This is a genomic window from Mycolicibacterium nivoides, assembly GCF_003855255.1.
GTDB lineage: Bacteria > Actinomycetota > Actinomycetes > Mycobacteriales > Mycobacteriaceae > Mycobacterium > Mycobacterium nivoides.
The window spans coordinates 6517738-6543690 of record NZ_CP034072.1 but is presented as its reverse complement, the minus strand read 5'-3'; the positions used below and the strand labels follow the sequence as shown (position 1 = coordinate 6543690).

Genomic DNA, 25953 nt, shown 5'->3' with positions numbered 1-25953 from the left:
GTGCTAGTCGAGGGGCGACAGGAAGGGCTGCTCGAGGCGTGCTTCGCTGCCTTCGAGTTGTGGAACCTGCTCGTAGCGGCCGCGTTTCAGCTTCGTGCTGGTCTGGTCGTGCAGTTCCCGATATGACAGCGGGGTGGCGGATTCGGTCAGCGCCTCGACCAGGTTATAGGTCAGTGCTCCGGCGAAGCCACCGCCGATCGCGGCGTCGGCCGAGGTCTGGTCAGCCCGGCAGCCAGAGATGAGCACCTCGGGAATGTCGACGTGAACGATGTCGCTGGTGCCGTGGTCGGCCGCGGACTTGCGGCGGGGAGTTCCCCGCGTTTTCCCGGTCAGGCTGCGCCCGGACTCCACCGCCTCCAGGTCCCACGGGCTCGGCAGGTATCGCTCGATCAGAGGAGCGTCGGGCGGTTCGAGGGCCCGCGTGATGGTGCCGGAATGGCAGCAGTCGGTGATCACGGTGAGGCTCACGCCGGCACCCAGGCCGTCGAAGACATTGCGGAGCCAGTCGTCGCGCAGCGGGTCGTTCCAGTCGAGGTCGGTCGGGCACAGTATCTCGTCGCGGTTGTCGTCCTCATCCCCGTTGTCATCGGGCACGTTCGACCCGTGACCGGAGTAGTGCACGAGCAAGACATCGCCGCGCCGAGCCTCTCGGATCAACCCCGTGACGGCGCTCTGGATGGCTTCTTTGGTGGCGTCGAAATCCGTGATCAAGGAAATATCGCCGGACTCGAATTCGTACTGTCGCTGAAGCAGATTGGCCATGTTTTTCACATCGGGAACGCAGCCGCGTAAGTCGTTGCCTGGAATTCGGTAACGATTGACGCCGATGAGCACCGCTTTCTTGGTCATGGTGCTCTCCTTTGCATTGGGCCTCGGTCAGGATTGATGGTGAAATTCCGGTCCGGAGAAGCGGCAGGCCGGCTCGGGCATCGCAGTATCCTCTCCTGAGACAGCGAAACGTCAGGTGGGCAATTGCAGTATGTGCACGTGACGCGTAGGGGTCGTGAGTAGTCGGGTACTCGAATTTGCGGCGCGGAGAGGACGGGCCACCCGTGACGTCACCGTTCCGGTTGGATTTTCCGAACACCGGCCGTGCATTTGCGGCACGCGTCGCGGAAACTGCGGAATTGCGCTCGGTGCTCACCGCTTTGGAGCTGTTTCCGCCACGACCGACTGTGGTGGTGGTGGGTGGTGCTGCCGGGCTCGATGCCACTGACATGGACCGCCTGCGCCCACTGTTCGCGTCGGGGATTGCGCCTGTGATGGAGAAGTACGGAGCGGTCGGTGTGGACGGCGGAACGCTGGCCGGCGTCATGCAGCTCTTCGGCGAGGTTCGCGCAGGTGCCGCGTTTCCGCTCCTGGGTGTGGTCGCGGAGGGCACCGTGCAGTTGCCCGGTGCCTGCGCGCCTGACCGTGGAGAGGGCTTTGAGCTGGAGCCTCGGCACACCCATTTCCTGGTCGTACCCGGTGACAAGTGGGGTGCGGAAGCCCCGTGGATCGCTGAGGCCGCAACCGTTCTCGCTGACAGTGCACCTTCGATCACTGTGCTGATCAACGGCGGCGATATCGCCTACGACGATGTCGAGCTCAGCGTCAAAGCCGGACGCCCCGTCGTGGCGATCGCCGGATCGGGACGGACAGCCGACGCTTTCGCGAATGCGTTGGCAGGTGAGTTGGTTGATGAACCGGTTGCCGCGCTGGTTCGGTCCGGGCTGATCCGTTCGGTGCCGGCGGATGCGCCGGAATGCCTTGCTGAATTACTCGAGGCGGTTCTCGGTGCGGGTGTTGAGTGAATTGACCCCGACAGTTCCCGCCGAATTCGAGTAGTCGACTACGCTACGCCGCCATCCCATGGGCGAGGACCATTGGTTTGTGCCTGGAGCGTTCCCTGGTCGCCCCGCGCTGGTGCTGCGCCACCCCAGCGACGCCGGTAGTTTTCTGGCGCAATTTGAATCGAGCAATTCGACATGAACGACGAATTCTGGGGCAGCCTTCTCTCTCATATCCGGCATCAGGTGCTGGTGCCCGTCGTGGGTCCAGATGTCACTGTGGTCGAGGTCGACGGGTCTGAGCAGAGATTGACGACCCTCGTGGGCGAACGGCTCACTGAGAGGTATGGGCTGACGGTTCCGCCCGGGGTCACGACCACCGATCAGGCGGTGGCCGCGTTTCTGCGCGAGCGCGGTCGAGACGAGGTCGACGACCTGTACGGCGTGATCGACGAAATTGTCGTGGACCTCGATCCGGAACCCGGCGACGCGCTGAGAGACCTCGCGGCCATCGATGATCTGAGGTTGTTCGTGACGACCACGCCCGACCGATTGCTCGCAAAGGCGTTGAGTGCCAGCCGCGGTCGGCCGGTGCGTGAGGTGTCGTTCTCCCCGAATAAGTCCACCCCGGACCAGGAGCGGAATGCCAGAGAGCCAGGGCCGGCCGATACCGTCGTGCTGAGTCTGTTCGGTCAAACCGCGGCCATGCCGGAGTATGCGATCCACGAGGAAGACCGACTGGAGTGGATCCACGCACTACTGACGGAGAAAGCCAGCCTTCCTGACTGGCTCGACTACCCGTTGAAGCATCAACCGATGCTGTTCATCGGATGCCAGATCCCCGACTGGTTCGGGCGGTTTCTCGTCCGGCTGTCCAGCGACAAACGGCTGTCGCTCGGCGGCAAACCGTTCTTCTTCGCCGCGAACTCGCGGGAACCGTCGCTGTCGAGCTTCTTCTCGACCTACTGCCGCCGAACGATGGTCAAGCAGTTGGACATGGAGCCGACCGAGTTCGTCGCGCAGTTGCGTAGCCGCTGGGAGGCCAGACAGCCGAGTCCTCGTGCACCCTCCCCGCCCGGACCTCAAGACACGGAACCGCCATCGCTGGACAACGCGGAGATCTTCATCAGTTACAAGCACGAGGATGTGGTCGCGGCACGGCGTCTGTACGACGCGATCACCAGACTTGGCGGGGTGGCCTGGCTCGACGAGCGAGAGCTGCACACCGGAGACGCCTGGGAAGACGAGATTCTGAGATGTATTCGTCAGACTGTCAGCTTGTTCGTCCCGGTAATTTCCGCGAACACCGAACGGAAGAAAGAAAGCTACGTCTTCAGGGAATGGAACGAGGCCGTAGAGCGAACGCGCGGCATTCTGGGGCAGCGCTTCATCATGCCGGTCGTCATCGACGATGACTACGACGGCGACACGAACCGCTTCAAGCAAGTGCCGCGGGAGTTCAAGGACTTCCAGTTCGGTCATGCGCCCGGCGGCGAGCCGGACGCGGACCTGACCAAGGATGTGATCTCCGCAATCCGGGAAATCCGACGTAACGACGCAGCATGACGCACGCGACGATCACCATGAGGCTGGACGCCGACAACCCGTGGCCAGGCCTCGAGTCGTATTGCGAAGACGCGCAGGGCTTCTTCTACGGCCGCGTCCATGAGTGTCAAAAACTTCTGAAGAAGGTTCTCGACGCACCCGTCACGGTCTTGTTCGGTCGCTCGGGCCTGGGTAAGACGTCGCTGCTCCACGCGGGCCTGTTCCCGTTGTTGCGCAACGAAAACTATCTGCCGATCTATGTCCGGTTCGACCTCAAGCCAGGCGCGGCGTCACTCAGCCGCCAGCTCCACGAGGCGGTCCGCAATGCCATACAAGCCGAAGCGCCCGATGCAGTGCTTCCCGGGGACGACGAATCACTATGGGAATACCTGCATCGCGCCGACCTCGAGCTGTGGAGTGCACGGAACTACCTACTCACCCCCGTGATCTTGCTCGACCAGTTCGAAGAGCTGTTCACGCTCGGCGAGGGGGTACCCGACGAGGTGGAGGCATTCAAGTACGACCTTGCCGATCTCGCCGAGAACCGGATACCCGCGGATCTGGCCGCGCGAATCAAGAATGACCCTGCTGAGGCGCGTCGATTGAATTTGCGGTCGCACAACTGCAAGCTGCTGATCAGTCTGCGGGAGGATTTTCTTGCGCACCTCGAGGACTGGTGCCGGTTCATTCCTGCGCTGGGGCGCTCGCGAATGCGGCTGCTTCCCTTGGGTACTGACGAAGCATTCGATGCCGTGTACAAGCCGGCTCAACACCTGATGACACCTGAATTGGCGCATCAAGTCGTCGGTATCATCGCTGGCGAGGGTCTGCATCCTGGCGGCGAATCTGCATTGGGGGGCGGCGACTGTGCCGTCGACCGCCGTGGTGCGGCCGATGTCGAACCTACGCTGCTCAGCTTGGTCTGCCGTGAGCTCAACGAGGAACGTAAGCGCCTCGGTAAAGCCACGTTCGATGAGCAGCTCATCGAGGAACATGGCCGATCGACGATTCCGAACTACTACATCTCGTGCGTGGGCGGCATGCGGCCAGAGGTCGCGGAATTCATCGAGAACCAGTTGATCACCAAGACGGGGTTCCGTGATTTCGAAGCTGTCGAGGATGCGGTGCCATCGCATCTGACCCACGAGGAACTCGACCAGCTGATCGATTCACGACTGGTGCGCCTCGCGGAATACCATGGCACGCAACGGATCGAGCTAATCCACGATGTGCTCACGGGCACAGTGCGTGATCACCGCGACAGACGACGATTAGAGGATGAGAAGGCAGAAGTAGCGGCCCGTGCAGAACAAGAGAAGCGGACATTTGAAGAAGCCGCCGAGCGACATCGCACAGAACTCGATCGCGAGCGACGGGCCGGACGGAAACTGAAATGGTTGTCAGTGGCGCTTGCGCTCGTGTGCGCCGCGGCGCTCACCTTTGGCTTGCTGGCAATCCGGTCAACCAAAAATGCCGAGAACCGGCTCAACGAAGCGCTCGCTGAACGGCTGAGCGCTCGAGGGCAGTCAATGTTGTTCAATGCCGGTTCCGGGAGCGAAATGGAGGCTTTCAGCAAGATACTGGCCGCGCAGAAGCTCTCGACCAAGCCGGGGATCGGCCCCCTGCTCACGGCGCTCATCACCAAGCCACGGCTTGAAAAGGTGGTTGATCTCCCGGCTGAAGGCGGTCTGTTCAGTGGAGATGGCAAGTGGGTTTTCACAACAGCCGACGGAGGTGTTCAAAAGGTCAATGCTGAGACGGGCGACTTGGTCGGAAAACCGTTCGGGGATCGCATGTCCGAACTCCGCGCCGTGAGCTGGAACGGCCGCTACATCGTCGTTGCGCAGGGCGACAGCGATGTTCACGTCTGGGACACGGACAGCGGAACACCGGTCGGTGAAGCGATCGCCAGTAGCGTGCCGATGACGCGTACGGCAGTTAGTTCGGAAGGTAACCGAGTCGCTTCCGCTGAGATCACCGGCGATGTGCTGACGGTAACGGTTCGACTGTGGAATACGCAGACCGGTCAGGAGATCGCCCGCTACCGGCTCAGCGGTGATTATGTGAGGGATCTGAAGTTCAGCCCCAACGGGCGCACGCTGGCCATCGGAACGTGGTTCGGCACGGTCATGGAATGGGATGGTACGCAGCAGGTTCCGCGTAGATTGACGCCACCCGGCCAGCCGGCGACCAACTTGGACAACTCGGTGAGGAACGTCGCTTTCAGTCCGGACGGACGGACCATTGCGGCCGGCGGCAGTGAAGGCGCCGAGGCGTGGGTGCGCGTTTGGGATGCTGAAACGGGCGAAGTCAGGAGTCACATTCCCAGTCCCGAAGTGTCCGGCAATCCAGGAGACGTCTCGGTGGGATTCAATGCAGACGGCACCCGGGTGGTCACGGGTGGCAGCGACGGAAACGTCAGAATAATCGACGTCGCCGGCCAGAAGCAGATCGGCGACACCATCGGATTCATGGAGCCGGTAACCCAGGTTGCGTTCCACGGCAACCGGATCGCCACGATTTCAGGGCAAAGCCTCTCGATGTCGGACGCGACTCCGGATGCCACGCTGGCTGCCGAGTTACCGGGCAGCAAGTCGCCCTATCGAGTCGAGGCTGATGGGTACGCGCTGTATGTCGATAGCGACGGTCCGCGAATCGCGGCCATCCGAGACAACACCTTGCGCTGGTTGAACCCCGACACAGGCGAGCAGATGGGCCCAACCATGGTGTCGGATGCGCTGCGCGATGTTGCCCAGATAGAGCAAGGCTCGGACATCGAGCTCGCCCTTGGCATCAGCCGCGATAGGCAGTGGTTGGCGCTGGCCGGTCCCGGTGCGGGCATTCGTGTAATCGACGCGGCCACCGGAGACGTTCGCGCCAGTCTGAACCAGGCGGGCACCGGACGTGTCAGCCAGGTCGCGTTCAGTCCTGACGGTGACACGCTTGCCAGCGTCGGTGACGACCGCAAGATCCGACTGTGGGACTGGCGAAACGGCAACCAGCTGTCCGCTGCGGATACCGAACACATCCCCAGTGCTGTCGCGTTCAGCGAGGACGGAGACCGGGTCTATTCCAGAGGTATTGATTCAGTACAGATTTGGGACGACCAGCTCCAGCCGGTCGGCGAGCCGATCACTGGACATTTGATCACCGCCTGGGCGTTCGCAGATGGCCCGGGTGGCGAGGACACGATGGCGGTCGTCGACGTGATCAAGGGCAACTACGTGATCCAGCAGTACGACGCAAGTAGCGGCCAGAACCGTGGCCAGCCGCTCACGGGACATATCCAGAACATCGTCTCGATTGTTTACACCCTGGACGGACGCTACCTGGTGTCCGTGGGACGGGATGCCTCCGTCCGCTTCTGGGACGCCAGTTCCGGGGAGCAGGCCGGGATGAATGTTCCCATCCGGCCGGTGGGGGAGGTCAGCTATGTGGCTGCGAGTGACGATGGACGGAAGGTGTTTGTCACCGCCATGAGTGTGGAGGACCGAGCAGGCAGCCACGGCGGGGGAATTTGGGAGATTCCCGGACCCGGCGCCTGGACGGAGTTGGTGTGCGACAAGCTGGCATCCAACCTTACTGAAGAGCAATGGAATCGTTTGATTTCCAACGATTCCGATCTCGACGCAGTCGACTATGACGCGGAACTCTGCCCCGGGAAATGACCACATTGATGCCGCACTGGCCGCTGGGCTGACCGGCTAACCCACCGACTCGGCCGGCTGCGGGTAGAGCAACTCCAGCTCGCCGAGATGCGCGGCAGCCGTCACCAAGGGCAGGGCTGCCGAAACGGCGAGATCCGTCCCGGCGGCCTCGGCGCGCAACGACACCACGAAGCTCTCCCCGATCGGTACCAGCACAGCGGTGGCGTCGTCGCCGGTGAGCCGGGCGCAGATGGCCGCGGCGTGTTCCTCGATCACTTCGCGCGTGCGGGCGTAGACACCGAGCGGCGGGGGTACGACGTCGGCGATCAGCTCGGCCGCGGCCCGCACCCGGTTGGCCCGGTTGGCGGCGCGTACCACCGGGGCTCGTTGATCGCTGGGCCCGCCGTTCTCCGAAAGATATTGACGGACAGCATCATCGAGGGTACGGGACGCGGAAAGCGCGTCGTGGCCCAGTGCGACGACGCGGTCGGTGGCCTGTTCGGAAGCGCCCCGGGTCACGCGGAGAACGGCGTGCTTCAGGAATTGCGCACCAACCGCGCGGGCCTGATCGATCGCCTTCGACACCGATGCTGTCGCGCCGCGCGGCCACAACAGCAGCGACACCACGATCCCGACCATCGCGCCGACCACGACATCCTCGACCCGGACCAGCCCCACGCGCCATCCCGTCGGCACGATCAGATTGAAGTTGATCAGCACCATCATGGTGAACGCCGCCTGCCCGGCGATGAACGATCCGACTTCGGGTACATAGGCGGACCCGAATGCCACGAGCGGCAACAGGATCCACAACACCACGGGGTCCACCCCGACGAACTCGATGAGCACCGCACCCAGCACGAACCCGATCGCGGTGCCGGCCACGGCCCGCAACACGCGCGTCCCGGTGGTCAGGGCGCTGCTGCGCAGCACAGACATCGCGCCCAGTACCACCCAGAATCCGTGCTGCACCGGAAACACGTGCGTGACGGCCACCGCCAGGGCCAAACCCAGCCCGGTGCGCAGGCTGTTGCGCAGCACCACCGCCCGGGTGGCCACCAGACCTTTGGCGATGGCCGCGACGGCGACAGCCTCGGGCATCACCCAATCGGCTGCGCCGGTTTCGGGCAGGCGCCGGCCCAGCACCCGGGCCCACACCGGGCGCGCATCGGCCAGTGCCGCATTGCCGATCACCCGTCCGGTGACCGCGATGGTCGCCGAGATGGTGCGCCGGACCAGCAGTCCCCGTCCGAGTTCGACCGCGGCGGCGTCGTCGGCGGTACCCAGGATCTGGGTGATGTCGTCGCGATAACTGCCCTGGGCTACGGTGCGCTGCTCGGCCAGTGCCGCACGCAGATCGATTCCGCGCGCGGCTCGTTCGGCTGGATCATGGATCCGCAGCAGCGCGGCGCTGTCTCGCAGCACCCGCACCGCGGGGTCGCGCATTGCGCCGAGCAGTTCCCCCGTGTCATCGGTGACCTGGTCACAGATCCAGCCGAGGTCGTCGACGACGCGCACCAGCGCCCGGCTGCCCGCGCTGAGGGCGACGGGGCGATAGTCCGCACCGAGGAAGCTCTCGTACAGCTTGTTCATCGCGCGGGTGACGTCGCGGGCCGAGGCCTGACCCTCGAGCCGGTCGGCCAGCAGCCGGCACACCCGCGCCGAGTAGCGGCGCAGCTCGTCGTGGTGCTTCGGGCGGAACAGGAACAGCGCGGCAGGCACGCAGATCACGAGCGCGATCAGCCAGCCCAGCAGCCGGTCGGGTATCGGGCCGACGGGTGTGCACAGGGGCAGGACGAACAGCAGCAGCGTGGCGCGCTGCCCGGCGGCGACGATCTCACTGAGCACTCCGGAGAACGACACCACCATGCCGACGACGAACATCGCCGCCACGCTCAGCCAGGGATACGGGGCGAGCACCGTGCCCAACACGATCAATATGGCGCCGTTGACGGCCAGGCCGCCGTACGCGACGGCCCTGGCCGGTCGGTTGCCGGGAAAATCGGCGGTGATGAGCAGGGATACCGCGCCGAAGATCGCGAACAGCGGAGTCTGGGAGTCGCCGCCGAGGGCGAAGCCCACTGCGGCAGCGATGGGCAGGACGATGGCGGCTCGCAGGGCGCGGCGCAGCGCGTCGTATTCGGGGTCCCGGTCCCGCAGCCGATCACGGAGACGCTCTGCCGTCCCGCGCCAGATCTCGGCCGGGGTCAGCATGATCGCCGATGTTAGACCGGTTGGTCGGATCCGGCGGCCGGACTGAATCGGCCCGACTCCAGCGCGTCGCGCATCTGCGTGGTGATCCACTGCAGGGCGCCGACGTCGCGTGGCAGGGTGCTCTGCTCGAAACCGACGATCAGATAGACGCCCCAGGCCGCGAAGTACCTGGCGTTGCGCTCGTCGCCGATGAGCTCGAGCGCGGATTCGAAGAGGATGTCGAAGCGCAGCTGGTCGACCACGGCCTGGACGGCGTAGACGTCCGGATCCAGCGAGCTCCACACCCGGATCGCTGCTTCGGCGCCGTACGGCAGGTCCAGTGCCTCGCCGATCAGGGTTTCGATGCGGTGGTCCGGATCCTCGTCGGCGCGCACCATCTCCACCACCCGCAAGGTGCGGGCCTCACGCCAGTGCGCGATCAGTTCCTTCGTGTAGGACGCCCAGTTGGGGAAGTAGTGATAGAAGGACCCGGTTGTCACGCCCAGCCGGTTGCAGACTTCGGCAAGTTTGAGGCCGCCGTATCCGCGATCGGCCAACACGTCCAGACCGGTTTCGAAGTACGACTCCCGTGAAACAACCCCCGCCATGAAGGACCACGCTAGTTCGTCGCCGATTTTCGGGCGCGGTGGGGCTTTGCTGGTCAGCCGCATTTAACGCAGTCAAACTTGGCGGCACCGGGACTCCCAGGTGACGTGTGGCACAATTTGTGTGTGGCCCACACAGCGAGCCGAGGACCGGGACGCCCTCCCGCAGCAAAGGCAGCGGAAACTCGTGAGCGCATCGTGCGTGCTGCCCGTGAAGTTTTCAGCGAACTCGGCTACGACGCAGCTACATTTCAAGCGATCGCCATCCGTGCCGATCTCACCCGCCCGGCAATCAATCATTACTTCAGCAGCAAACGCGTTCTGTATCGCGATGTGGTCGAGCAGACCAACGCGAAAGTAATCGCCGCGGGCATTGCCAAGGCCCGGGAAGCGACCACTCTGCTGAACCGGATTTCCGCGTTCTTCGCCGCGGCGATGGATGCCGAGTCGACTGATCGGTCGGCCGCCGCGTTCCTGGTCACCTCCGTTCTGGAAGCCCAGCGTCATCCCGAACTGATTTCCGAGGAGCACGACGCACTGCGCAGCTCGCGGGAGTTCGTCAAGTGGGCGGTCGACGAGGCGATCCAGCGTGGCGAGCTCAGCACCGACACGGACATCCCGGCGATCGTGGAGATGCTGGTCGCGGTGATGTGGGGGATGGGCTTTTACGCCGGTTACGTGGGGCATCGCGACGACGTGGCCGTCATCGTCGACAAGTTCGAACTGTTGATGGCGAACAAGCTCTGGCAGCTGCGCGACTGACACATCGGCACCGTGAGGTGCCCCACATCACCGTATAGCTTGGCTAAGTTCTTCGGTAGCATTGTTTGGCAAATGACTGATCTGAGCGATGTACGGCCGGGTCGGGCCGAAGGCGACAGTTGGGACATCACCGAGAGCGTCGGGGCGACCGCGCTGGGGGTGGCCGCCTCTCGTGCTGCCGAGACCGCACAACCTGAACCACTGATTCGCGACGAGTTCGCCTTCTTGCTGGTGGCGGCCGCCGGCCCAGCGTGGGCGCAGCTGGCCGGCAGCGAACCGCACTGGATCGGCGACAACCCGGAGGCCCACCGGATCCACGTCATGGCCCGCAACTACCAGGCCGTGCGTACCCACTACTTCGACGACTACTTCACCGAGGTCACCCACGACGGCATCCGCCAGGTCGTCATCCTCGCCGCCGGTCTGGACTCGCGGGCGTTCCGGCTGGACTGGCCTGCCGGAACCACGGTGTACGAGATCGACCAGCCCAAGGTGCTGGAATACAAGACCGCGACATTGGGGGCGCACGGGGCCGTCGCCCGCGCACAACATGTCCCGGTGCCGATCGATCTGCGCGAGGACTGGCCCGCAGCCCTGATCGAAGCCGGATTCGACCCGGAGCAGCCGACCGCGTGGCTGGCCGAGGGCCTACTGCCGTACCTGCCCGGCGAGGCCCAGGACCGGCTGTTCGAACTCGTCGGCGCCCACAGCGCACCGGGCAGCCGCCTGGCGGTCGAGGACTTCACCATGGACCCGGCCCGCTACACCCCGGAGAAGCGCGCCGCGCGTCGAGCCCGTGGCGAGCACATGCGTGCCTCGTTGGGGCTCGATATCGACGCTGACGCGCTGATGTACACCGGTGACGAGCGGGCTGACGCTGCCGAATGGCTTGCGGCACACGGCTGGGACGTGAACGCGGTCGACAGCGCCGACGAGATGGCCCGGTTGGGTCGGCCGGCCGGCGTCGACGAATTGGCAGAAATCGGCTTGGACAGCGTGCTGTTGCGCGCCCGATTGGACGGAGAAACCCGATGAGCTCACTGCGTAGTCACGACGACACCTGGGACATCGCCACCAGCGTGGGCTCGACGGCCGTCATGGTCGCTGCCGCCAGGGCCGGGGAGACCGGACGCGAGAACCCGCTGATCCGCGACCCGTATGCGGCGATCCTGGTCGCCGGTGCCGGAACGGGCTTCTGGGAGACGCTGCTCGATCAGGATGTCGCCGCCAAGATCGCGGAGGTCGACGGCGAGGCCGCCAAGATCTTCGAGCACATGGGCAGCTACCAGGCGGTGCGCACACACTTCTTCGACGAGTACTTCACCGAGGCCGCCAAGGCGGGGATCCGTCAGATCGTCATCCTGGCCTCGGGCCTGGACTCCCGGGCGTACCGGCTGGACTGGCCGGCCGGCACCTCGGTGTATGAGATCGACCAGCCCAAGGTGCTGGAGTACAAGGCCGAAACCCTGGCCGCCCACGGTGCGCAGCCATCCGCGCAGCGCCACGAGGTGGCGATCGACCTGCGTCAGGATTGGCCGAAGGCGCTGCGGGAGGCGGGCTTTGACGATGGGCAGCCGACCGCGTGGCTGGCCGAGGGCTTGCTGATGTACCTGCCCGCCGACGCTCAGGATCGACTGTTCGAGCTCGTCACCGAGCTGTCGGCCCCGGGTAGCCGGATCGCGGCCGAGACCGCCGGTGTCACGGCGAGCGAGCGGCGGGAAGAGATGCGCGAGCGTTTCGAACGTTTCGCGGCCCAGTTCAACATGGAGCAGGCGCTCAACATCCAGGATCTGATCTACGAGGATCCCGACCGTGCCGATGTCGCCGACTGGCTGGGTACCCATGGCTGGCGTGCCGACGGTGTGCATTCACTCGATGAGATGCGCCGGCTGGGACGTTACGTCGAGCTCGACCATGACGACACACGGGCGTTCTCCATGTTCGTCACGGCTGAAAAGCTCTGAGCCCGACCTCCCAAATAACGAAAGGGGCGCCCCGGTTGTGGGGCGCCCCTTACGTTTTCGTTGCCGGTCAGCGGTTCGACATCGCCTTGGTGCGGTTCACGTTGGTGTGCTTGACGGTGGTGTCGACCTGAGGAACGGTCGCCTTCTGATGCATCTGGTGCACCCAGAGGTGGTGGTCGACCCCGGCCGAGGCGGGCGCGGACAGGCCCAGAAGCGCTGTGGCCACTCCGCTGACGAGCAATGCGGGAACTCCGAACTTATTCATCTATTTCTATCCTTTTTGGGAACACATTCCGTCATAGATCAACCGACTGACCTGTGGGTTTAATCCTGCTAAACCCTGACTGGTGCCGTGACAGTGGTCACTGGACCCGGCGGGTCATCGGGACCTTTCCGCGTGCTGTGTCCGCAAACAACTGACGTCTCAGTGGCTCTGGTGCACGGTGGTGTCGACGTGCGGCACGGTCACGTGCGGGCCGATCTGATCCAGCCAGCTGTGGTGGGACACATCGGCAGATGCGGGGCCGGCGAGTCCCAGGACGGCGGCGGCCAAACCACTGGCGATCATTGCGGTGAACCCGAACTTCTTCATTTCCTCTGCCTCTTTCTAAATCTTGTTTTCTTGATTGGTTCAACTAAAGGGAGCCCCGGTTGATTCCTGATCAGCGCCGTTGGCGGCAATTGACGGTTCGGTGGCAGAAATGCGTCGTCCCGGGCGGTAACCGACCCGGTTAACCGGGAGTTATCCGCCCGCCGTATACAGGAGGGGAGCTGAGCCGTTTTGCGGCCCGTTAACGAGGAGGAATCCCCATGCCAGGAGTGCAGGACCGCGTCGTCGTCGTCACCGGAGCCGGTGGAGGTCTGGGTCGTGAATACGCCCTGACGCTCGCCCGTGAGGGCGCCAGCGTCGTCGTCAACGACCTGGGCGGTGCCCGCGACGGCACCGGCGCCGGCCACAACATGGCCGACGAGGTCGTCAACGAGATCAAGGCCGCCGGCGGACGCGCGGTCGCCAACTACGACTCCGTTGCCGAGCCCGAGGGCGCCGAGAACATCATCAAGACCGCCATCGACGAGTTCGGCAAGGTCGACGGCGTGGTGTCCAACGCCGGCATCCTGCGCGACGGCACCTTCCACAAGATGACCTTCGAGCAGTGGGATGCGGTGCTCAAGGTGCACCTCTACGGTGGCTACAACGTCATCCGCGCCGCCTGGCCGCACTTCCGTGAGCAGAGCTTCGGCCGCGTCGTCGTCGCCACCTCCACCAGCGGCCTGTTCGGCAACTTCGGCCAGGCCAACTACGGTGCCGCCAAGCTCGGCCTGGTCGGACTGATCAACACGCTGGCCCAGGAAGGCGCCAAGTACAACATCAAGACCAACGCCGTGGCCCCGATCGCGGCCACCCGCATGACCCAGGACATCCTGCCCCCGGAGGTGTTCGAGAAGCTCACCCCCGAGTACGTCGCCCCGGTCGTGGCCTACCTCATGACCGAGGAACTGCCCGACACCGACTCGGTGTTCATCGTCGGCGGCGGCAAGGTGCAGCGCACCGCACTGTTCCAGAACGACGGCATCACCTTCACCGATGTGCCGTCGGTCGATGACATCGCTGCCAAGTGGGGCGAGATCACCGACCTGTCCGCGGCACAGCAGGCCAGCTTCAAGCTGGGCTAGAACTGGTGAAAGCGCTTGTAGCGCAGGAACTTACCGGTACATCCGGGCTGGCGTACGTCGACGTCGATGATCTGGCCGGTGACCCCGCATACGCGGGCGCCGTCGTCATCGACGTCGGCGCCGCCGGCGTCTGCTTCCCCGATCTGCTGTTGTTGCGCGGTGAATACCAGCTGCGGCTGGAACCACCGTTCACACCCGGCATGGAGGTCGCCGGAACGGTGCGCTCGGCACCCGAGGGCTCCGGGTTCACACCGGGACAGCGGGTTTCGGCTTTCTCGATGATCGGCGGGTACGCCGAGCAGGTGGCGGCCGTGCCGGCCAACGTCATCCCCACCGCCGACGGCCTCGACGATGGCGAGGCGGCATCGCTGCTGGGCAACTACTACACGATGCAGTTCGCGCTGGCCCGCCGCGGCGGGCTGCTGCCGGGTGAGACCGTCCTGGTGCTCGGTTCGGCAGGTGGCATCGGCGCGGCGTCGATCCAGTTGGCCAAAGCCATGGGCGCCAAGGTGATCGCTATGGTGCACCGGTCCGGCGCCGAGGAGTTCGTATCGTCGCTCGGTGCCGACGTGGTGTTGCCGTTGGCCGATGGCTGGCGCGAAGCCGTGATGGCAGCCACCGGCGGTCAGGGCGTCGACCTGGTCGTCGACCCGATCGGCGGCGAGGCGTTCGACGACGCCATCCGGGTGCTGGCCCCAGAAGGTCGGCTGCTCGTCATCGGTTTCGCCGCGGGCGGTGGGATCCCGACCGTCAAGGTGAACCGGCTGTTGCTGCGCAACGTCAGCGTGGTCGGTGTCGGCTGGGGAGAGTTCGTGCGCCGCCACCCGGCCGCCCAGGCGGAGGTCGGAGCCGAACTGACGAAGTTGGTGGCCGCCGGGTTGCGCCCGCCGCCACCGGTGCGGTTTCCGTTGTCCGAGGGCGCGGCTGCACTCGATGCGCTGGCCAACGGTTCGGTGCGCGGGAAGCTCGTCCTGGAGCCATAGTGCGAGCCCTGGCCTTCGATGTTTTCGGGACCGTCGTGGACTGGCGGTCCAGCATCATCGGTGAACTGGAAGTCTTCGGCAAAAGCCAGGGACTGCAACGGGATTGGCCGGCCTTCGCCGACAGTTGGCGGGCCGGCTACGCCCCGGCGATGGACCGGGTGCGCCGCGGTGAGCTGCCGTGGACCAGGATCGACGATCTGCATCGCGCGATCCTGGTCGACCTGCTCGATGCCGCCGGCATCCGGGCCGGGGACGCTGAGATCGACCACCTCAACCGGGCCTGGCACCGGCTCGACCCGTGGCCGGATTCGGTGGTCGGGCTGACCCGGCTCAAGCAGCGCTACCTCATCACGACGTTGTCGAACGGCAACGTCTCATTACTCACCAACATGGCCAAACATGCCGGGCTGCCCTGGGATTGCGTGATTTCGGCCGAGCTGTTCCGGCATTACAAGCCCGACCCGGAGGCCTATCAGGGCTGCGCCGAACTGCTCGACATCGCGCCCGAGGAGTTGACCCTGGTCGCGGCCCATCCTTCTGACCTGCGGGCCGCCCGCGCGGCCGGGCTCGGGACCGCGTACGTGGCCCGGCCCCTGGAGTACGGGCCGGACCGGGCTCCACATGACGTCGCGTCCGACGCCTTCGACATCACCGCGACGGATTTTGTCGACCTTGCCGACCAGCTCGGTGCGTAGCGTAGAGGCGTGGACACCGCATCGAGTGGGGCATTGCGCAAGGCGCTGGATCTCCTGATCGATCCGCCTGCCGAGCCGGACGTCAGCAAGGGATATCTCGATCTGCTGGGGGAAGGCAGTGACTCCCCCAAGAATGCGGGATTGATCCAGAAGGTGTGGGCGTCACCGGTCGGGTCGATGCTCTACGACAACGCCCAGGCCCTCGCCCGCAAGGTGATGACGGCGTGGCAGGAGCCCGCCGAATGGCTCGACATTCCGCCCGGCGGAATCGCCCTCGATGTCGGTAGCGGTCCAGGGAACGTGACGGCCGCGCTGGCCCGGGCGGCCGGGCTGGACGGGTTTGCGTTAGGCGTGGACATCTCGGAGCCGATGCTGGTCCGCGCGGTAGCGGCCGAGGCGGGTCGGCAGGTGGGATTCGTGCGCGCCGACGCCCAGAAGCTCCCGTTCCGGGACGACGTCTTCGATGCGGTGACATCGATTGCGGCGGTGCAGCTGATCCCCGACGCCGAGGCAGCGCTGGCGGAGATGGTGCGGGTGCTGCGTCCCGGCGGGCGTATGGCGATCATGGTGCCGACGGCGACGACCCGTGGGCCGGCGCGGCTGCTGTCGAAGGGCGGTGCCCGCTTCTTCGCCGAGGATGAGCTCGCCGATCGGTTCGAGGGGCTGGGGCTGGAGCGGGTACGTTCCAAGACCATGGGCACCATGCAGTGGGTGCGCGGGCAGAAACCGTGAGCACTCTTGGCGTTGTTCTTGTTGCGTTGGTGATCGCCGTCGGACTGGTCGGCATCGTGCTGCCCGTCCTACCCGGTGGCGGGTTTCTGGTGTTCGCCGCGATCGCGGTGTGGGCGATCTGGGAGGCCAAGGCCAGTACGGCGAACGCCACCGTTGCTTGGGTGACGCTCGGCGTCGCGGCCGTGTTCTTCGTGACGGCCGAGGTGATCAAGTACGCGTGGCCGGTCCGGCGCATGCGGGCCGCCGATGTGGGGATCTCGAGCCTGGTCGTCGGTGGGGTGCTCGGCCTGATCGGCTTCTTCGTCATCCCGGTGATCGGTTTGGTGATCGGTTTCGTCGCCGGTGTGTACCTGGCGGAGTTGGCCGCACGGCATGACTACCGGCGGGCTTGGACGTCAACTGTGCACGCGCTCAAGGGGGTTGCGCTGTCGGTCGGGGTGGAGCTGACGGGTGCGCTGCTGGCGACGATCACGTGGGTGGCGGGTCTGGTGATCGCGTCGTGACGCAGTGGAACCTGGGCCCCGACTCGGGCGAGTTGCTGCTGCGTACCGGTGTGACGGGTAGTGCGTCGCGGATGGGCCATCGGTTGACCATCGTGATGCGCTCGTGGCACGCGACCGTGGAATGGGAAGGCGAGGCGCCGTCGGCGGTGGAGGTGACGGTCGACCTCGACTCCCTCGACGTGCTGCGGGGTGAGGGCGGCATGACGCCGTTGTCCGGTGCCGAGAAGGTGCTGATCCGATCCAATGCGTTGAAGACACTGCGGGCGAAAAAGTTCCCGCAGGCGGTTTTCCGGTCCACATCGATCGAGCGCTCTGGTTCGGCAGTACGGCTCGTAGGGGTCCTCGAACTCGCCGGCCGATCAGGCGAGCAGACCGTCGAGGTTGAGGTCTCCGACGACTCCTTGCGCGGCGCGGCTGCGGTGCGGCACAGCGATTTCGGGCTCAAGCCGTACTCGATGCTGATGGGTGCGATGAAAGTAGCCGACGAGGTCGAGGTGAGTCTGGTGGTGACCCGACCGGTCTGACCGGCGCGCGGCGGTGCCCGTTGACTTCGACACCACGCACACTGCTACCCGCAAAAATGCAGCGTCAGCTCAAAGTCAACAAGAACCCTCGCGGCGTCAGCCGAGCAGGCCGGACCGCAGCGCGGCGAGATCCTCAGCCGACACCCCGGCCGCGTCGAGGAAGCCGCCCACCGAGCCATAGGCCCCTTCGAGCTTCTTCCACGCCGCGGCGAGGTATTCCTCGCGCACTCCGAGAACCTCGTCGGTCAGCCGGGCTTCGGCATACGTGACCATCTCCGGCGCTTCCTGCGACCGCGCCCGCACCGACTCCATGATCCGGTTCCGCAGAGCCGGGATGGCGCCGTTGCTGGCCAGGAAGTCGGCGATGATGCGGTCCCGATCGACGCCAACGGCCTCCAGCACCGTGGCGACGGTGAAACCGGTGCGGTCCTTGCCTGCGAAGCAGTGGGCGATCACCGGACGTTCCTGTCCCAGAAGAGAAATCACCTCACGCACCGCACCTCGCGCACCCGGCAGTGTCGGGAACTCCTCGTACACCTCTGTCATGTACCGGCGGGCCGCGGCGGTGATGTCCTCGCCCTCGGCGGTCTCCGACATCACCCGCTGGAAGGTGTTCTCATGCGGCGCATCTTGATTCGACCCGTTATCGGGGTGGAACGGCAGCAGATGGACGGCAACGCCGTCCGGTACCTGCCCGGTGCCCTGCCGCTGCACCTCCTGGTGTGATCGCAGATCCGCGACGTCGGTGATGCCGAGCCGGCGGAACACTGCCCGGCCGTCATCGGAGAGCTGGCTGAGTTGACTGGAGCGGTAGAGCAGCCCCGGCCGGATCGCGGTCTCGGCCGCGACGTCCCGAAAATTCCATGCCCCCGACAGTTCTCCGAGCTGGGTGGTCACTACGCAGTCACCGCCGCCGCTGCCAGAGGTGACTTCTCGCGGCCGAGTTCGGCGCGGGCGATGGTCCGCATGTGGACCTCGTCGGGGCCGTCGAACAGCCGCATCGCGCGGTGCCAGCTGTAGAGCCGGGCCAGCGGGAAGTCATCGCTGACCCCGGCCGCGCCGTGCACCTGGATGGCCCGGTCGATGACGTTGCAGGCGATCTGCGGGGCTACCGACTTGATCTGGGAGACCAGCACGTGCGCGGCCTTGTTGCCTTCCTGGTCGATCATCCAGGCGGCCTTCTCGCACAGCAGCCGGGCCTGGTCGATCTCGTTGCGGGACTTGGCGATGGACTCGCGCACCACACCCTGCTCGGCCAACGGCTTGCCGAACGCGACGCGCTTCTGCACACGGTCGATCATCAGCGCCAAGGCCCGTTCGGCCGCACCGAGCGCGCGCATGCAGTGGTGGATCCGGCCCGGGCCCAGCCGGGCCTGGGCGATCGCGAAACCGCTGCCTTCTTCGTGGAGCAGGTTCTCGGCCGGCACCCGTACGTTGTCGAACACGATCTCGCAGTGCCCGTGCTGGTCCTGCCAGCCGAACACCGGCAGCGAGCGCTGGATGTCCACCCCGGGGGTGTCGACGGGCACCAGGATCATCGACTGCTGCGCGTGCGAGGCGGCGTCAGGGTTGGTGCGGCCCATCACGATCAGGAGCTTGCAGCGCGGATCGGCTGCCCCGGTGATCCACCACTTGCGGCCGTTGATCACATAGTCGGCACCGTCGCGCAGCATCGTCGTCTCGATGTTGCGGGCATCCGAGGACGCCACGGCGGGTTCGGTCATCGCGAACGCGCTGCGGATCTCACCGGCCAGCAGCGGCTCGAGCCACTGCTTACGCTGCTGCTCGTCGGCGAACAGGTGCAGGGTCTCCATGTTCCCGGTGTCCGGGGCCGCACAGTTGAGCGCCTCGGGGGCGATCTCCAGGCTCCACCCGGACAGTTCGGCCAGCGGCGCGTACTCCAGGTTGGTCAGGCCGGACTCCGAGGGCAGGAAGAGGTTCCACAGGCCCTGCTCACGCGCCTTGACCTTGAGCTCCTCGACCACCGGCGGCACTGTGTGGTCCTTGGGGCCCTTCTCCTCGCGATAGGCGTGGTAGGAGGCTTCGGCAGGGAGCACGTGCTCCACCATGAAGTCGGTCAACCGGGAGTGGTAATCAGCCGCTTTGGCCGACATCGCGAAGTCCATGCCAGCCACGATAGCCACATGGTTAGACAGGTAGAAAGGTGGCATGACCGGAAGTCTCCCGCCCGTCCCCTCCGAAGCCCGCCCGCCGTTCCCGCCCTTCACTCTGGAAACAGCCCTCCAGAAGGTTCAGGCCGCCGAGGACGCCTGGAACACCCGCGACCCGCAGCGGGTCAGCCTGGCCTATACGCCGGATTCCCAGTGGCGCAATCGCGACCTGCACATCGTCGGACGCGAACAGATCGTGGAGTTCCTGACCGCCAAATGGGAGCGCGAGCTGGATTACGTATTACGGAAGGGGCTCTGGTCTTTCAGCGAGGACCGGATAGCTGTGCGGTTCCAGTACGAATGGCACGACGCCCAGGGCCAGTGGTACCGCAGCTACGGAAATGAACTGTGGCAGTTCACCCCGGAGGGCCTGATGTCTCGGCGGGAGGCCAGCATCAACGACGTCCTCATCGAGGGGTCGCAGCGGCGCTACTTCGGGCCGCGTCCGGAGTCGGAGTACGGCCGGGACATCGAACTCTGGTAGTTGCGCGGTTGGCCGCTCGCCGGCCTGAGCGTGCAGGCCAACACCCCCGCCAGCACCGCCAGACCCATCACGGTGCCGGCCACGGCCGACCACCCCGCGGCGTCGAACGCCAGCCCGCCGACCCAGCCGATCAAGCTGGAGCCCGCGTAGTAGAAGAGGTTGTACAGCGAGGACGCCTGCGCCTTGCCGTCACCGGCGGCCGCGCCGACCCAGCCCGAGGCGATCGCATGCGCTCCGAAGAATCCCGCGGTGGCGATCACCAGACCGATCAGCACCACGACGACGTTGCCGGCCAGGGTGATCGCGACGCCGGCAACCATCGTGGCGATCGAGCCGAGCAGCACGGTCTTGCGGCCGAACCGGGTGGCCTCGGCGCCGGCCCGGGCCGAGGCCCAGGTACCCGACAGGTAGGCCAAAAACACCAGGCTGACCACGGTCTGGGGCAGGCCGAACGGTGCGGCCATCAGCCGGAACCCGAGGAAGTTGTACATCGCCACGAACCCGCCCATCAGCAGGAATCCCTGGCTGTAAAGCACAAGCTGGCGGGGTGAACGCAGGTTCTCGGCCAGCCGCCGGGCCAGGTCTCGGTTGCGGGCGGGGGTGAAGCCGCGTGCGGGTGGGGCGAGTCTGACGAACGCGAACGCCGACAGCCCACACAGCACCGCGACCACCAGCACGCCGACCCGCCATCCGGCGAACTCGGCGATGGGCCCGGTGACCAGGCGGCCTGCCAGCCCGCCGATCGTGGTGCCCGCCACGTAGGTGCCCGCCGCACGGGCGGCATGTCCGGCGTCGATCTCCTCGGTGAGGTAGGCGATGGCCACCGCAGGTACTCCGCCCAGCATCAGTCCTTCGACGAACCGGCCGGACAGCAGCAGTGCCGCGCTCGGGGCCAGCGGTACGACCAGCCCGAGAACCGTTGCGGCAGTGATGGAAATCGTCATGGCCTGGACTCGGCCGATCCGGTCGGCCAGGGCTGACCACGGGATCACGCCCAATGCGAGGCCGACCGTGGCGGCTGAGATCGTCAGCGCGGCATGGGCGGCGCCGGTGCCCAGGTCGTGGGCGATCAGCGGGAGGACGGCCTGGGGCGAGTACAGCTGCGCGAAGGTGGCGACGCCGGCGCAGAACAATGCGGCCAGCAGGCGTCGGTACTCGCTCGAGCCACGTGAATGCCCCTGCCAGTCAACGGAGGTCAGGGAGGTGGACACTCAGTCGACGGTAGGGCGCCGGCAAAGATGTGTCCAATGCATGAGACTAGTCAATATCATGCACATTGTGCATGACGAACTCGGCCAGGCGCTCCGCAGCGGGCGGCAATGGGCGGTCCGCGTTCCAGGTCAGGCCGATCTGACGTCTGGCAGAGCTCTCCGACAGCGGGATGTACGCGGCGCCCGGCTCGGCCCGTTCGGGCCGTGGCACCGGCACGACGGCCACCCCGAATCCCGCCGCCACCAGCCCTTCCATGGTTGGGATCTCCATGGCCTCGAACACCACCGGCGGTGAGATCCCGGCCTCGGCCCACAATTCGGCGGTGAGCTGGCGCAACCCGAAGTCCGGTGCCAGCGCCACGAAGGGTTCGGCGCCGGCGTCGGCCAGCCGGATCCGGGACCGTCGGGCGAAGCGATGGTCACGCGGAACTGCCAGGCACAACCGCTCCATGTACATCCCGCGCCAGCGAAAACCCTCCGGGCGTGGTGAAGTGATCGCCAGGTCGGCCCCGCCGTTGGCCAGGCGCTCGACGATCTGGTGGGCCGCACCCTGGAACAGCTCGAAGCGCACCAACGGAGCCTCGGCACGGAACCGTCGCAACAGATCAGGGACGAACCAGCCGGCCTGCGAATGCAGGAACGCCAGCCGCACCGTCCCGGTATCGGGATCGCGCAGCTCCGCGATTCGCTCAGTGGCCGTATGGATTTCGCTGATGCTGCGGCGGGCGTGCTCCAACAGGATGCGACCGTAGGCGTTGAGCCGAAGCCGTCGGTGGACCCGATCGAACAGCGGCACCCCCACCTGCTCCTCGACCCGGGCCAGCGCGCGTGACAGGGTGGGCTGGCTGATGCCGAGTTCGGCTGCGGCATCGGTGACGTGCTCGGTCTCGGCGAGCACCACGAACCACTGCAGCTCGTCCAGATGCATACCGCCGACTCTAAACGCGCTGATCACCGACCCGCGCTGTGCCATGCTGAGCCGCATGGCCGAAAAGGTGCGGGTGGTGGTAGGTGACGACCACCCGATGTTCCGCGAAGGCGTGGTGCGCGCCCTGATCTCCAGCGGCGAGATCGACGTGGTGGCCGAGGCCGACAACGGCGCCGACGCACTGGAATTGATCAGGACCCATCAGCCGCAGGTGGCCCTGCTGGACTATCGGATGCCGCAGCTCGACGGGGCGCAGGTGGCCGCCGCGGTGAGCCGCGACGAGCTGCCCACCCGGGTGTTGCTCGTCTCCGCCCACGACGAGTCGGCGATCGTCTACACCGCGTTGCAGCAGGGGGCGGCCGGGTTCCTGTCCAAGGAGTCCACCCGCAGTGAGCTCGTGAACGCCGTGTTGTCGTGTGCCAAGGGCCGCGACGTGCTCGACCCGAACCTGGCAGCCGGGCTGGCCGGCGAGATCCGTCGCCGCAACGAACCCGATGTCCCGGTGCTCAGCCCGCGGGAACGCGAGGTGCTCGACCTGATTTCCAAGGGCCATTCCATCCCGGCAATGGCCAAGGAGCTGTTCCTGGCTCCGTCGACGGTGAAGACCCACGTGCAACGTCTGTACGAGAAGCTCGGCGTGAGTGACCGGGGCGCGGCGGTCGCGGAGGCGATGCGCCGCCGGCTGCTGGACTGATTACATGGCAGGCGGGCGCGTCGTCGAATTCTTCACCACTCAACCGGTCCGGGTCTCGGCACTGCTGCGGCTACCCCTGATCGGCCTCATCGTGGTGCTGGTCTCGGTGTGGGATGTCGACCACTGGTTGCCGGTCCTGTACGCGGTGATCCTGAGCGTGTACACCGCCGTGGCGGTGCTGTGGCTGGTGGTGGTGTTCCGCGGGCCCATGCCGCCGTGGGCCGAGTGGGCTTCCACCGCGGTCGATGTGCTGGTTCTGGTCGCGCTGTGTGCGGTGTCGGGCGGTGCCACCGCGGCGCTGCTCCCGGTCTTCTTCCTGCTGCCCATATCCGTTGCGTTCCAGGATCGTCCGTGGCTGACGGCGCTGCTCGGCGGCAGCACCGCACTGGGCTACCTGGCGGTGTGGATCCTGTATTCCGAGCGCGACGACAACGTCGGCCTGCCGGACATCGTGTACATGCACGTGGGCTTCCTGGCCTGGCTGGCGGTCGCGTCGGCCGCGTTGTCCTTCGTGCTGGCGCGACGTTCGGCGCGGGTGCGAACGCTGATGGAGGTGCGGCGCCAGCTGGTGTCGGAGTCAACCCGGGCAGACGACCTGCGCAATGCCGAACTGGCCGAACACCTTCACGACGGGCCTTTGCAGGTCCTGCTGGCGGCACGCTTGGAACTCGACGAGATCCGCGAACGCATCCCGGACCCGGGGTTGGACCGGGTGCATGCCGCCCTGCAGGAGACGGCGGTCGGACTGCGCTCCACGGTGACCGCGCTGCACCCGCAGGTGCTGGCGCAGCTGGGGCCCACCCCGGCCATACAGGAGCTGTTGCGCCAGTACGAGACTCGGCCGGACATCACCGTGCGGGCGGACCTGGAGGACGTCGGGCACCCCGAAGGTCAGGCCCTGCTGTACCGCGCTGCGCGCGAGCTGCTGGCCAACATCAACAAACACGCGGGCGCGAGCACGGTCTCGGTCGGCCTCTTCCGGATCGGGGACCGCGTCGTGCTGACCGTGGCCGACGACGGCAAGGGGTTCGACCCGTCGACGGTGGCCCAGTCCGTGGCCGAGGGGCACATCGGGCTGGCCTCGCTGCAAGTCCGCGTCGAGGCCATGGGCGGCTCGATGGCGATCAGTTCGGAACCCGGATACGGCACCCAGGTCCGGGTCACGCTGTAGCGGAGGCTATTTCACGCAGGGAATGCCGGAGACCTTCATCTGACTCAGGTCGGTCGGTGCCGCGGACTTGGTGCCGGACGCGGTTGCGGCAACGGTGGTCACCGGCGTACTCGCGGTGGTCTCCTCCGTCGTCTCGCTGGCGGAGTCCCAGGTCGAATCCGATCCGTCCGAGGAACTCGCGGCGGACGACTCGCTCGATCCGGTCAGGTAGTCGTCGCCGGGAAAGTCGGTACCCAGCGTCAGCTGTACGGTCCCGGGGGCCACCTCGGACGATGGCGTGGCGATGACCTTCAACTCGTCTGCCAGCGACTGGGCGCCGGCCTCCGCACCGGTCCCATAGTCGATCGAGGTGACGGCGGCCAGAGATTCGGCGTCGCCGATCGCACCCGGGGTGAATCCGTTCGCGGAGAAGGTGGTTTCGAGCTGCGCAGCCAGTCCGGAGTACGTGGAGGCGTTCACCACGTCGAGCACCGCGCCGTGACCTTCGAGGACGTGCGCAGGCGCGGCGGGTGCCTCGGTGGTGCCGCCGGGTTCGGCGACCAGGTCCCGGACGATGGCCCGGATGGTGGGGATGTCGACGATGTTGATGTCCTCGCCCAGCGAGTTCTGGCCGAACTCCTTGATGGGCAGCGTGTAGAGGGTGGGTGGCGCACCGGTCAGCGCTGAGGCGCGGCTGGCGAAGCTGGCGAGGTCGAACCCGGAATCCAGCGCGACGTTCTGCTTGGTGACGTTGAGCAGATCGCGCAGCATGGTGGGGCTGGACAGGGCGCCGCTCTTGCCCAGGGCCGACACCAGCGCGGCGATGAAGGCCTGTTGGCGCCGGGTGCGGTCGAGGTCGGTGAAGTTCTCGTCGTTGATGTCGCGACGCTGACGCACGAACGCCATCGCCTGCGCAGCGTCGATTTGCTGCACGCCCCGGTGGAAATCCGCCCCGGAGTATGGATCCGAGGTGTCGGCGTTGAGGCACACCGTGATCGGCGCCACAGCCTTGGCGATCTGGAAGAACGCTCCGAGGGTGACCTCGACGAAATGGTCGATCGGGATCCCGAGGAGATTGCGCACGGTGGCGATCTGGGCCCGGCGGCCGGCCTCGCGGGCCTGCTGTTCGTTCGTCGACGAACTCTCGGACTCGGAAGAGGACTCCAGCGTCTCCATCTCGCGCTGATAGGCCCAACCGTAGGCCTGCTTGACCTTGCCCTTGCACGGGTCGACGTCGCAGCCGGCGAGCTCGACGTAGTCGTCGCGGGGGATGGAGAACGCGGTCGGCGGGCCGCCGTTGCCGGGCAGGTGCACGACGATCAGCACGTTGGCGTTGTAGCCGCCGACGGTCTCGTCGCCGGCGTGCAGCGCCTCGTAGATGTCCTGGGGCAGCGGGTTGCCGTGCTGGTCCAGCCTGCTGTCCAGCCCCATGATCAGGATGTTCTCGGTGTCCCCGGACGAGACCGGGCCGCCTTCGAGCGCGTTGGACGTGGTGATGCCGTCCAATGCGCCGTGGTATGACACCCAGCCGGTGCCGGTCCCGGCCAGCACCGTTGCCGCCATCAGGCCGACGGCCGCGCGACGGGCAGCGCGTACGCCCCGGCGCGGCATGCGGTGCCGAGGGGCGCTGGCGGCGTGGCTGGGAGCGTTCATGGCACCTGCCATTATGGGGCCGTTCGCTGAGGCTTCGTCCACCGGGGAAAAATGCTGGTCAACAGC

General features: G+C 66.1%; 25 protein-coding genes. 15 read left to right on the top strand and 10 right to left on the bottom strand.

Going from position 1 to position 25953, the window contains the following annotated elements:
* Positions 1-3: 3 nt before the first annotated feature.
* The gene (locus EH231_RS31930; RefSeq protein ID WP_090429267.1) at positions 4-849 is read right to left on the bottom strand and encodes a caspase family protein; all 846 of its coding nucleotides are present in this window, start codon (positions 847-849) and stop codon (positions 4-6) included.
* 203 nt (positions 850-1052) lie between these two features.
* Between EH231_RS31930 and EH231_RS31925 the strand changes: the two genes are divergently transcribed.
* The 3 genes from EH231_RS31925 to EH231_RS31915 all read left to right on the top strand — a co-directional run bounded on the left by EH231_RS31925 (position 1053) and on the right by EH231_RS31915 (position 6982).
* Positions 1053-1793, top strand: coding sequence for a hypothetical protein (locus EH231_RS31925; RefSeq protein ID WP_090429264.1), 741 nt, complete (start codon positions 1053-1055; stop codon positions 1791-1793).
* A 174-nt stretch (positions 1794-1967) separates the two neighbouring features.
* Positions 1968-3335, top strand: coding sequence for a toll/interleukin-1 receptor domain-containing protein (locus tag EH231_RS31920; protein ID WP_124714037.1), 1368 nt, complete (start codon positions 1968-1970; stop codon positions 3333-3335).
* A complete protein-coding gene (locus EH231_RS31915) occupies positions 3332-6982 on the top strand; it encodes an nSTAND1 domain-containing NTPase (RefSeq protein ID WP_124714036.1) in 3651 nt (1216 codons plus the stop codon). Before EH231_RS31920 ends, EH231_RS31915 begins: the two co-directional genes overlap by 4 nt.
* Positions 6983-7018: 36 nt before the next feature.
* On the opposite strand, the gene EH231_RS31910 is transcribed toward EH231_RS31915, so the two are convergent.
* Positions 7019-9175, bottom strand: a complete 2157-nt coding sequence (locus EH231_RS31910; RefSeq protein ID WP_164481104.1) for an FUSC family protein — start codon at positions 9173-9175, stop codon at positions 7019-7021.
* A gap of 11 nt (positions 9176-9186) precedes the next feature.
* A complete protein-coding gene (locus EH231_RS31905; protein WP_124714035.1) occupies positions 9187-9762 on the bottom strand; it encodes a TetR/AcrR family transcriptional regulator in 576 nt (191 codons plus the stop codon).
* Positions 9763-9885: 123 nt separating this feature from the next.
* Here EH231_RS31905 and EH231_RS31900 point away from each other — a divergent pair, with 123 nt between their 5' ends.
* The 3 genes from EH231_RS31900 (at position 9886) to EH231_RS31890 (ending at position 12485) form a co-directional block, all read left to right on the top strand.
* The gene (locus tag EH231_RS31900; RefSeq protein WP_075922178.1) at positions 9886-10521 is read left to right on the top strand and encodes a TetR/AcrR family transcriptional regulator; all 636 of its coding nucleotides are present in this window, start codon (positions 9886-9888) and stop codon (positions 10519-10521) included.
* A gap of 72 nt (positions 10522-10593) precedes the next feature.
* Positions 10594-11556, top strand: coding sequence for a class I SAM-dependent methyltransferase (locus EH231_RS31895; protein WP_090429252.1), 963 nt, complete (start codon positions 10594-10596; stop codon positions 11554-11556).
* Positions 11553-12485, top strand: coding sequence for a class I SAM-dependent methyltransferase (locus EH231_RS31890; protein ID WP_090429248.1), 933 nt, complete (start codon positions 11553-11555; stop codon positions 12483-12485). The genes EH231_RS31895 and EH231_RS31890 overlap by 4 nt, the downstream gene beginning before the upstream one ends.
* A gap of 67 nt (positions 12486-12552) precedes the next feature.
* On the opposite strand, the gene EH231_RS31885 is transcribed toward EH231_RS31890, so the two are convergent.
* Together EH231_RS31885 and EH231_RS34045 are read right to left on the bottom strand one after the other, a co-directional pair.
* Positions 12553-12750 carry a hypothetical protein gene (locus tag EH231_RS31885; RefSeq protein WP_044514431.1) on the bottom strand — a complete coding sequence of 66 codons (198 nt, stop codon included), beginning with the start codon at positions 12748-12750 and terminating at the stop codon, positions 12553-12555.
* 159 nt (positions 12751-12909) lie between these two features.
* Complete coding sequence (locus EH231_RS34045) at positions 12910-13077, bottom strand: hypothetical protein (RefSeq protein ID WP_090429246.1); 168 nt, start codon at positions 13075-13077, stop codon at positions 12910-12912.
* Between the two features lie 218 nt (positions 13078-13295).
* Between EH231_RS34045 and EH231_RS31880 the strand changes: the two genes are divergently transcribed.
* From EH231_RS31880 to EH231_RS31855, 6 genes are read left to right on the top strand one after another with little or no spacing between them, the layout of a single operon-like run.
* Positions 13296-14159, top strand: coding sequence for an SDR family oxidoreductase (locus tag EH231_RS31880; RefSeq protein WP_090429241.1), 864 nt, complete (start codon positions 13296-13298; stop codon positions 14157-14159).
* A 5-nt stretch (positions 14160-14164) separates the two neighbouring features.
* Positions 14165-15142, top strand: coding sequence for an NADPH:quinone oxidoreductase family protein (locus EH231_RS31875; RefSeq protein ID WP_124714034.1), 978 nt, complete (start codon positions 14165-14167; stop codon positions 15140-15142).
* The gene (locus tag EH231_RS31870) at positions 15139-15837 is read left to right on the top strand and encodes a haloacid dehalogenase type II (protein WP_090429235.1); all 699 of its coding nucleotides are present in this window, start codon (positions 15139-15141) and stop codon (positions 15835-15837) included. Before EH231_RS31875 ends, EH231_RS31870 begins: the two co-directional genes overlap by 4 nt.
* A gap of 9 nt (positions 15838-15846) precedes the next feature.
* Complete coding sequence (locus tag EH231_RS31865) at positions 15847-16569, top strand: methyltransferase domain-containing protein (protein WP_124714033.1); 723 nt, start codon at positions 15847-15849, stop codon at positions 16567-16569.
* Positions 16566-17072 (top strand): DUF456 domain-containing protein, encoded by a 507-nt coding sequence (locus tag EH231_RS31860; protein ID WP_090430675.1) that lies wholly within the window; start codon positions 16566-16568, stop codon positions 17070-17072. The genes EH231_RS31865 and EH231_RS31860 overlap by 4 nt, the downstream gene beginning before the upstream one ends.
* Entirely contained in the window at positions 17069-17596 is a 528-nt protein-coding gene (locus tag EH231_RS31855) for a YceI family protein (protein WP_124714032.1), read from the top strand. Before EH231_RS31860 ends, EH231_RS31855 begins: the two co-directional genes overlap by 4 nt.
* 96 nt (positions 17597-17692) lie before the next feature.
* Here the strand turns inward: EH231_RS31855 and EH231_RS31850 are convergent, their stop codons facing one another.
* Both EH231_RS31850 and EH231_RS31845 read right to left on the bottom strand, forming a co-directional pair.
* Entirely contained in the window at positions 17693-18493 is an 801-nt protein-coding gene (locus tag EH231_RS31850) for a tyrosine-protein phosphatase (RefSeq protein ID WP_124714031.1), read from the bottom strand.
* Complete coding sequence (locus EH231_RS31845) at positions 18493-19722, bottom strand: acyl-CoA dehydrogenase family protein (protein ID WP_205867663.1); 1230 nt, start codon at positions 19720-19722, stop codon at positions 18493-18495. The genes EH231_RS31850 and EH231_RS31845 overlap by 1 nt, the downstream gene beginning before the upstream one ends.
* A 43-nt stretch (positions 19723-19765) precedes the next feature.
* Here EH231_RS31845 and EH231_RS31840 point away from each other — a divergent pair, with 43 nt between their 5' ends.
* Positions 19766-20251 carry a nuclear transport factor 2 family protein gene (locus EH231_RS31840; RefSeq protein WP_090429224.1) on the top strand — a complete coding sequence of 162 codons (486 nt, stop codon included), beginning with the start codon at positions 19766-19768 and terminating at the stop codon, positions 20249-20251.
* Here EH231_RS31840 and EH231_RS31835 read toward each other — a convergent pair.
* The gene (locus EH231_RS31835; RefSeq protein ID WP_241177844.1) at positions 20197-21462 is read right to left on the bottom strand and encodes an MFS transporter; all 1266 of its coding nucleotides are present in this window, start codon (positions 21460-21462) and stop codon (positions 20197-20199) included. The genes EH231_RS31840 and EH231_RS31835 overlap by 55 nt on opposite strands.
* A 46-nt stretch (positions 21463-21508) precedes the next feature.
* Positions 21509-22390: a LysR family transcriptional regulator gene (locus EH231_RS31830; protein WP_090429222.1), complete on the bottom strand. Its 882-nt coding sequence runs from the start codon at positions 22388-22390 to the stop codon at positions 21509-21511.
* Between the two features lie 55 nt (positions 22391-22445).
* On the opposite strand from EH231_RS31830, the gene EH231_RS31825 reads away from it, so the two are divergent.
* Positions 22446-23084 (top strand): response regulator, encoded by a 639-nt coding sequence (locus EH231_RS31825; RefSeq protein WP_234927347.1) that lies wholly within the window; start codon positions 22446-22448, stop codon positions 23082-23084.
* A gap of 4 nt (positions 23085-23088) precedes the next feature.
* A complete protein-coding gene (locus EH231_RS31820) occupies positions 23089-24255 on the top strand; it encodes a sensor histidine kinase (RefSeq protein ID WP_124714030.1) in 1167 nt (388 codons plus the stop codon).
* Between the two features lie 6 nt (positions 24256-24261).
* Here EH231_RS31820 and EH231_RS31815 read toward each other — a convergent pair whose 3' ends face one another.
* A complete protein-coding gene (locus EH231_RS31815) occupies positions 24262-25887 on the bottom strand; it encodes an LCP family protein (RefSeq protein ID WP_090429213.1) in 1626 nt (541 codons plus the stop codon).
* Positions 25888-25953: the final 66 nt, after the last annotated feature.

Excerpts from the sequence above, each read along its gene's own strand:
- EH231_RS31845 (WP_205867663.1), bottom strand. The coding sequence starts at position 19,722 with ATGGACTTCGCGATGTCGGCCAAAGCGGCTGATTACCACTCCCGGTTG.
- EH231_RS31825 (WP_234927347.1), top strand. The coding sequence starts at position 22,446 with ATGGCCGAAAAGGTGCGGGTGGTGGTAGGTGACGACCACCCGATGTTC.
- EH231_RS31830 (WP_090429222.1), bottom strand. The coding sequence starts at position 22,390 with ATGCATCTGGACGAGCTGCAGTGGTTCGTGGTGCTCGCCGAGACCGAG.
- EH231_RS31885 (WP_044514431.1), bottom strand. The coding sequence starts at position 12,750 with ATGAATAAGTTCGGAGTTCCCGCATTGCTCGTCAGCGGAGTGGCCACA.
- EH231_RS31815 (WP_090429213.1), bottom strand. The coding sequence starts at position 25,887 with ATGAACGCTCCCAGCCACGCCGCCAGCGCCCCTCGGCACCGCATGCCG.
- EH231_RS31920 (WP_124714037.1), top strand. The coding sequence starts at position 1,968 with ATGAACGACGAATTCTGGGGCAGCCTTCTCTCTCATATCCGGCATCAG.
- EH231_RS31910 (WP_164481104.1), bottom strand. The coding sequence starts at position 9,175 with ATGCTGACCCCGGCCGAGATCTGGCGCGGGACGGCAGAGCGTCTCCGT.
- EH231_RS31880 (WP_090429241.1), top strand. The coding sequence starts at position 13,296 with ATGCCAGGAGTGCAGGACCGCGTCGTCGTCGTCACCGGAGCCGGTGGA.
- EH231_RS31840 (WP_090429224.1), top strand. The coding sequence starts at position 19,766 with ATGACCGGAAGTCTCCCGCCCGTCCCCTCCGAAGCCCGCCCGCCGTTC.
- EH231_RS31890 (WP_090429248.1), top strand. The coding sequence starts at position 11,553 with ATGAGCTCACTGCGTAGTCACGACGACACCTGGGACATCGCCACCAGC.
- EH231_RS31895 (WP_090429252.1), top strand. The coding sequence starts at position 10,594 with ATGACTGATCTGAGCGATGTACGGCCGGGTCGGGCCGAAGGCGACAGT.
- EH231_RS31820 (WP_124714030.1), top strand. The coding sequence starts at position 23,089 with ATGGCAGGCGGGCGCGTCGTCGAATTCTTCACCACTCAACCGGTCCGG.
- EH231_RS31915 (WP_124714036.1), top strand. The coding sequence starts at position 3,332 with ATGACGCACGCGACGATCACCATGAGGCTGGACGCCGACAACCCGTGG.
- EH231_RS34045 (WP_090429246.1), bottom strand. The coding sequence starts at position 13,077 with ATGAAGAAGTTCGGGTTCACCGCAATGATCGCCAGTGGTTTGGCCGCC.
- EH231_RS31905 (WP_124714035.1), bottom strand. The coding sequence starts at position 9,762 with ATGGCGGGGGTTGTTTCACGGGAGTCGTACTTCGAAACCGGTCTGGAC.
- EH231_RS31930 (WP_090429267.1), bottom strand. The coding sequence starts at position 849 with ATGACCAAGAAAGCGGTGCTCATCGGCGTCAATCGTTACCGAATTCCA.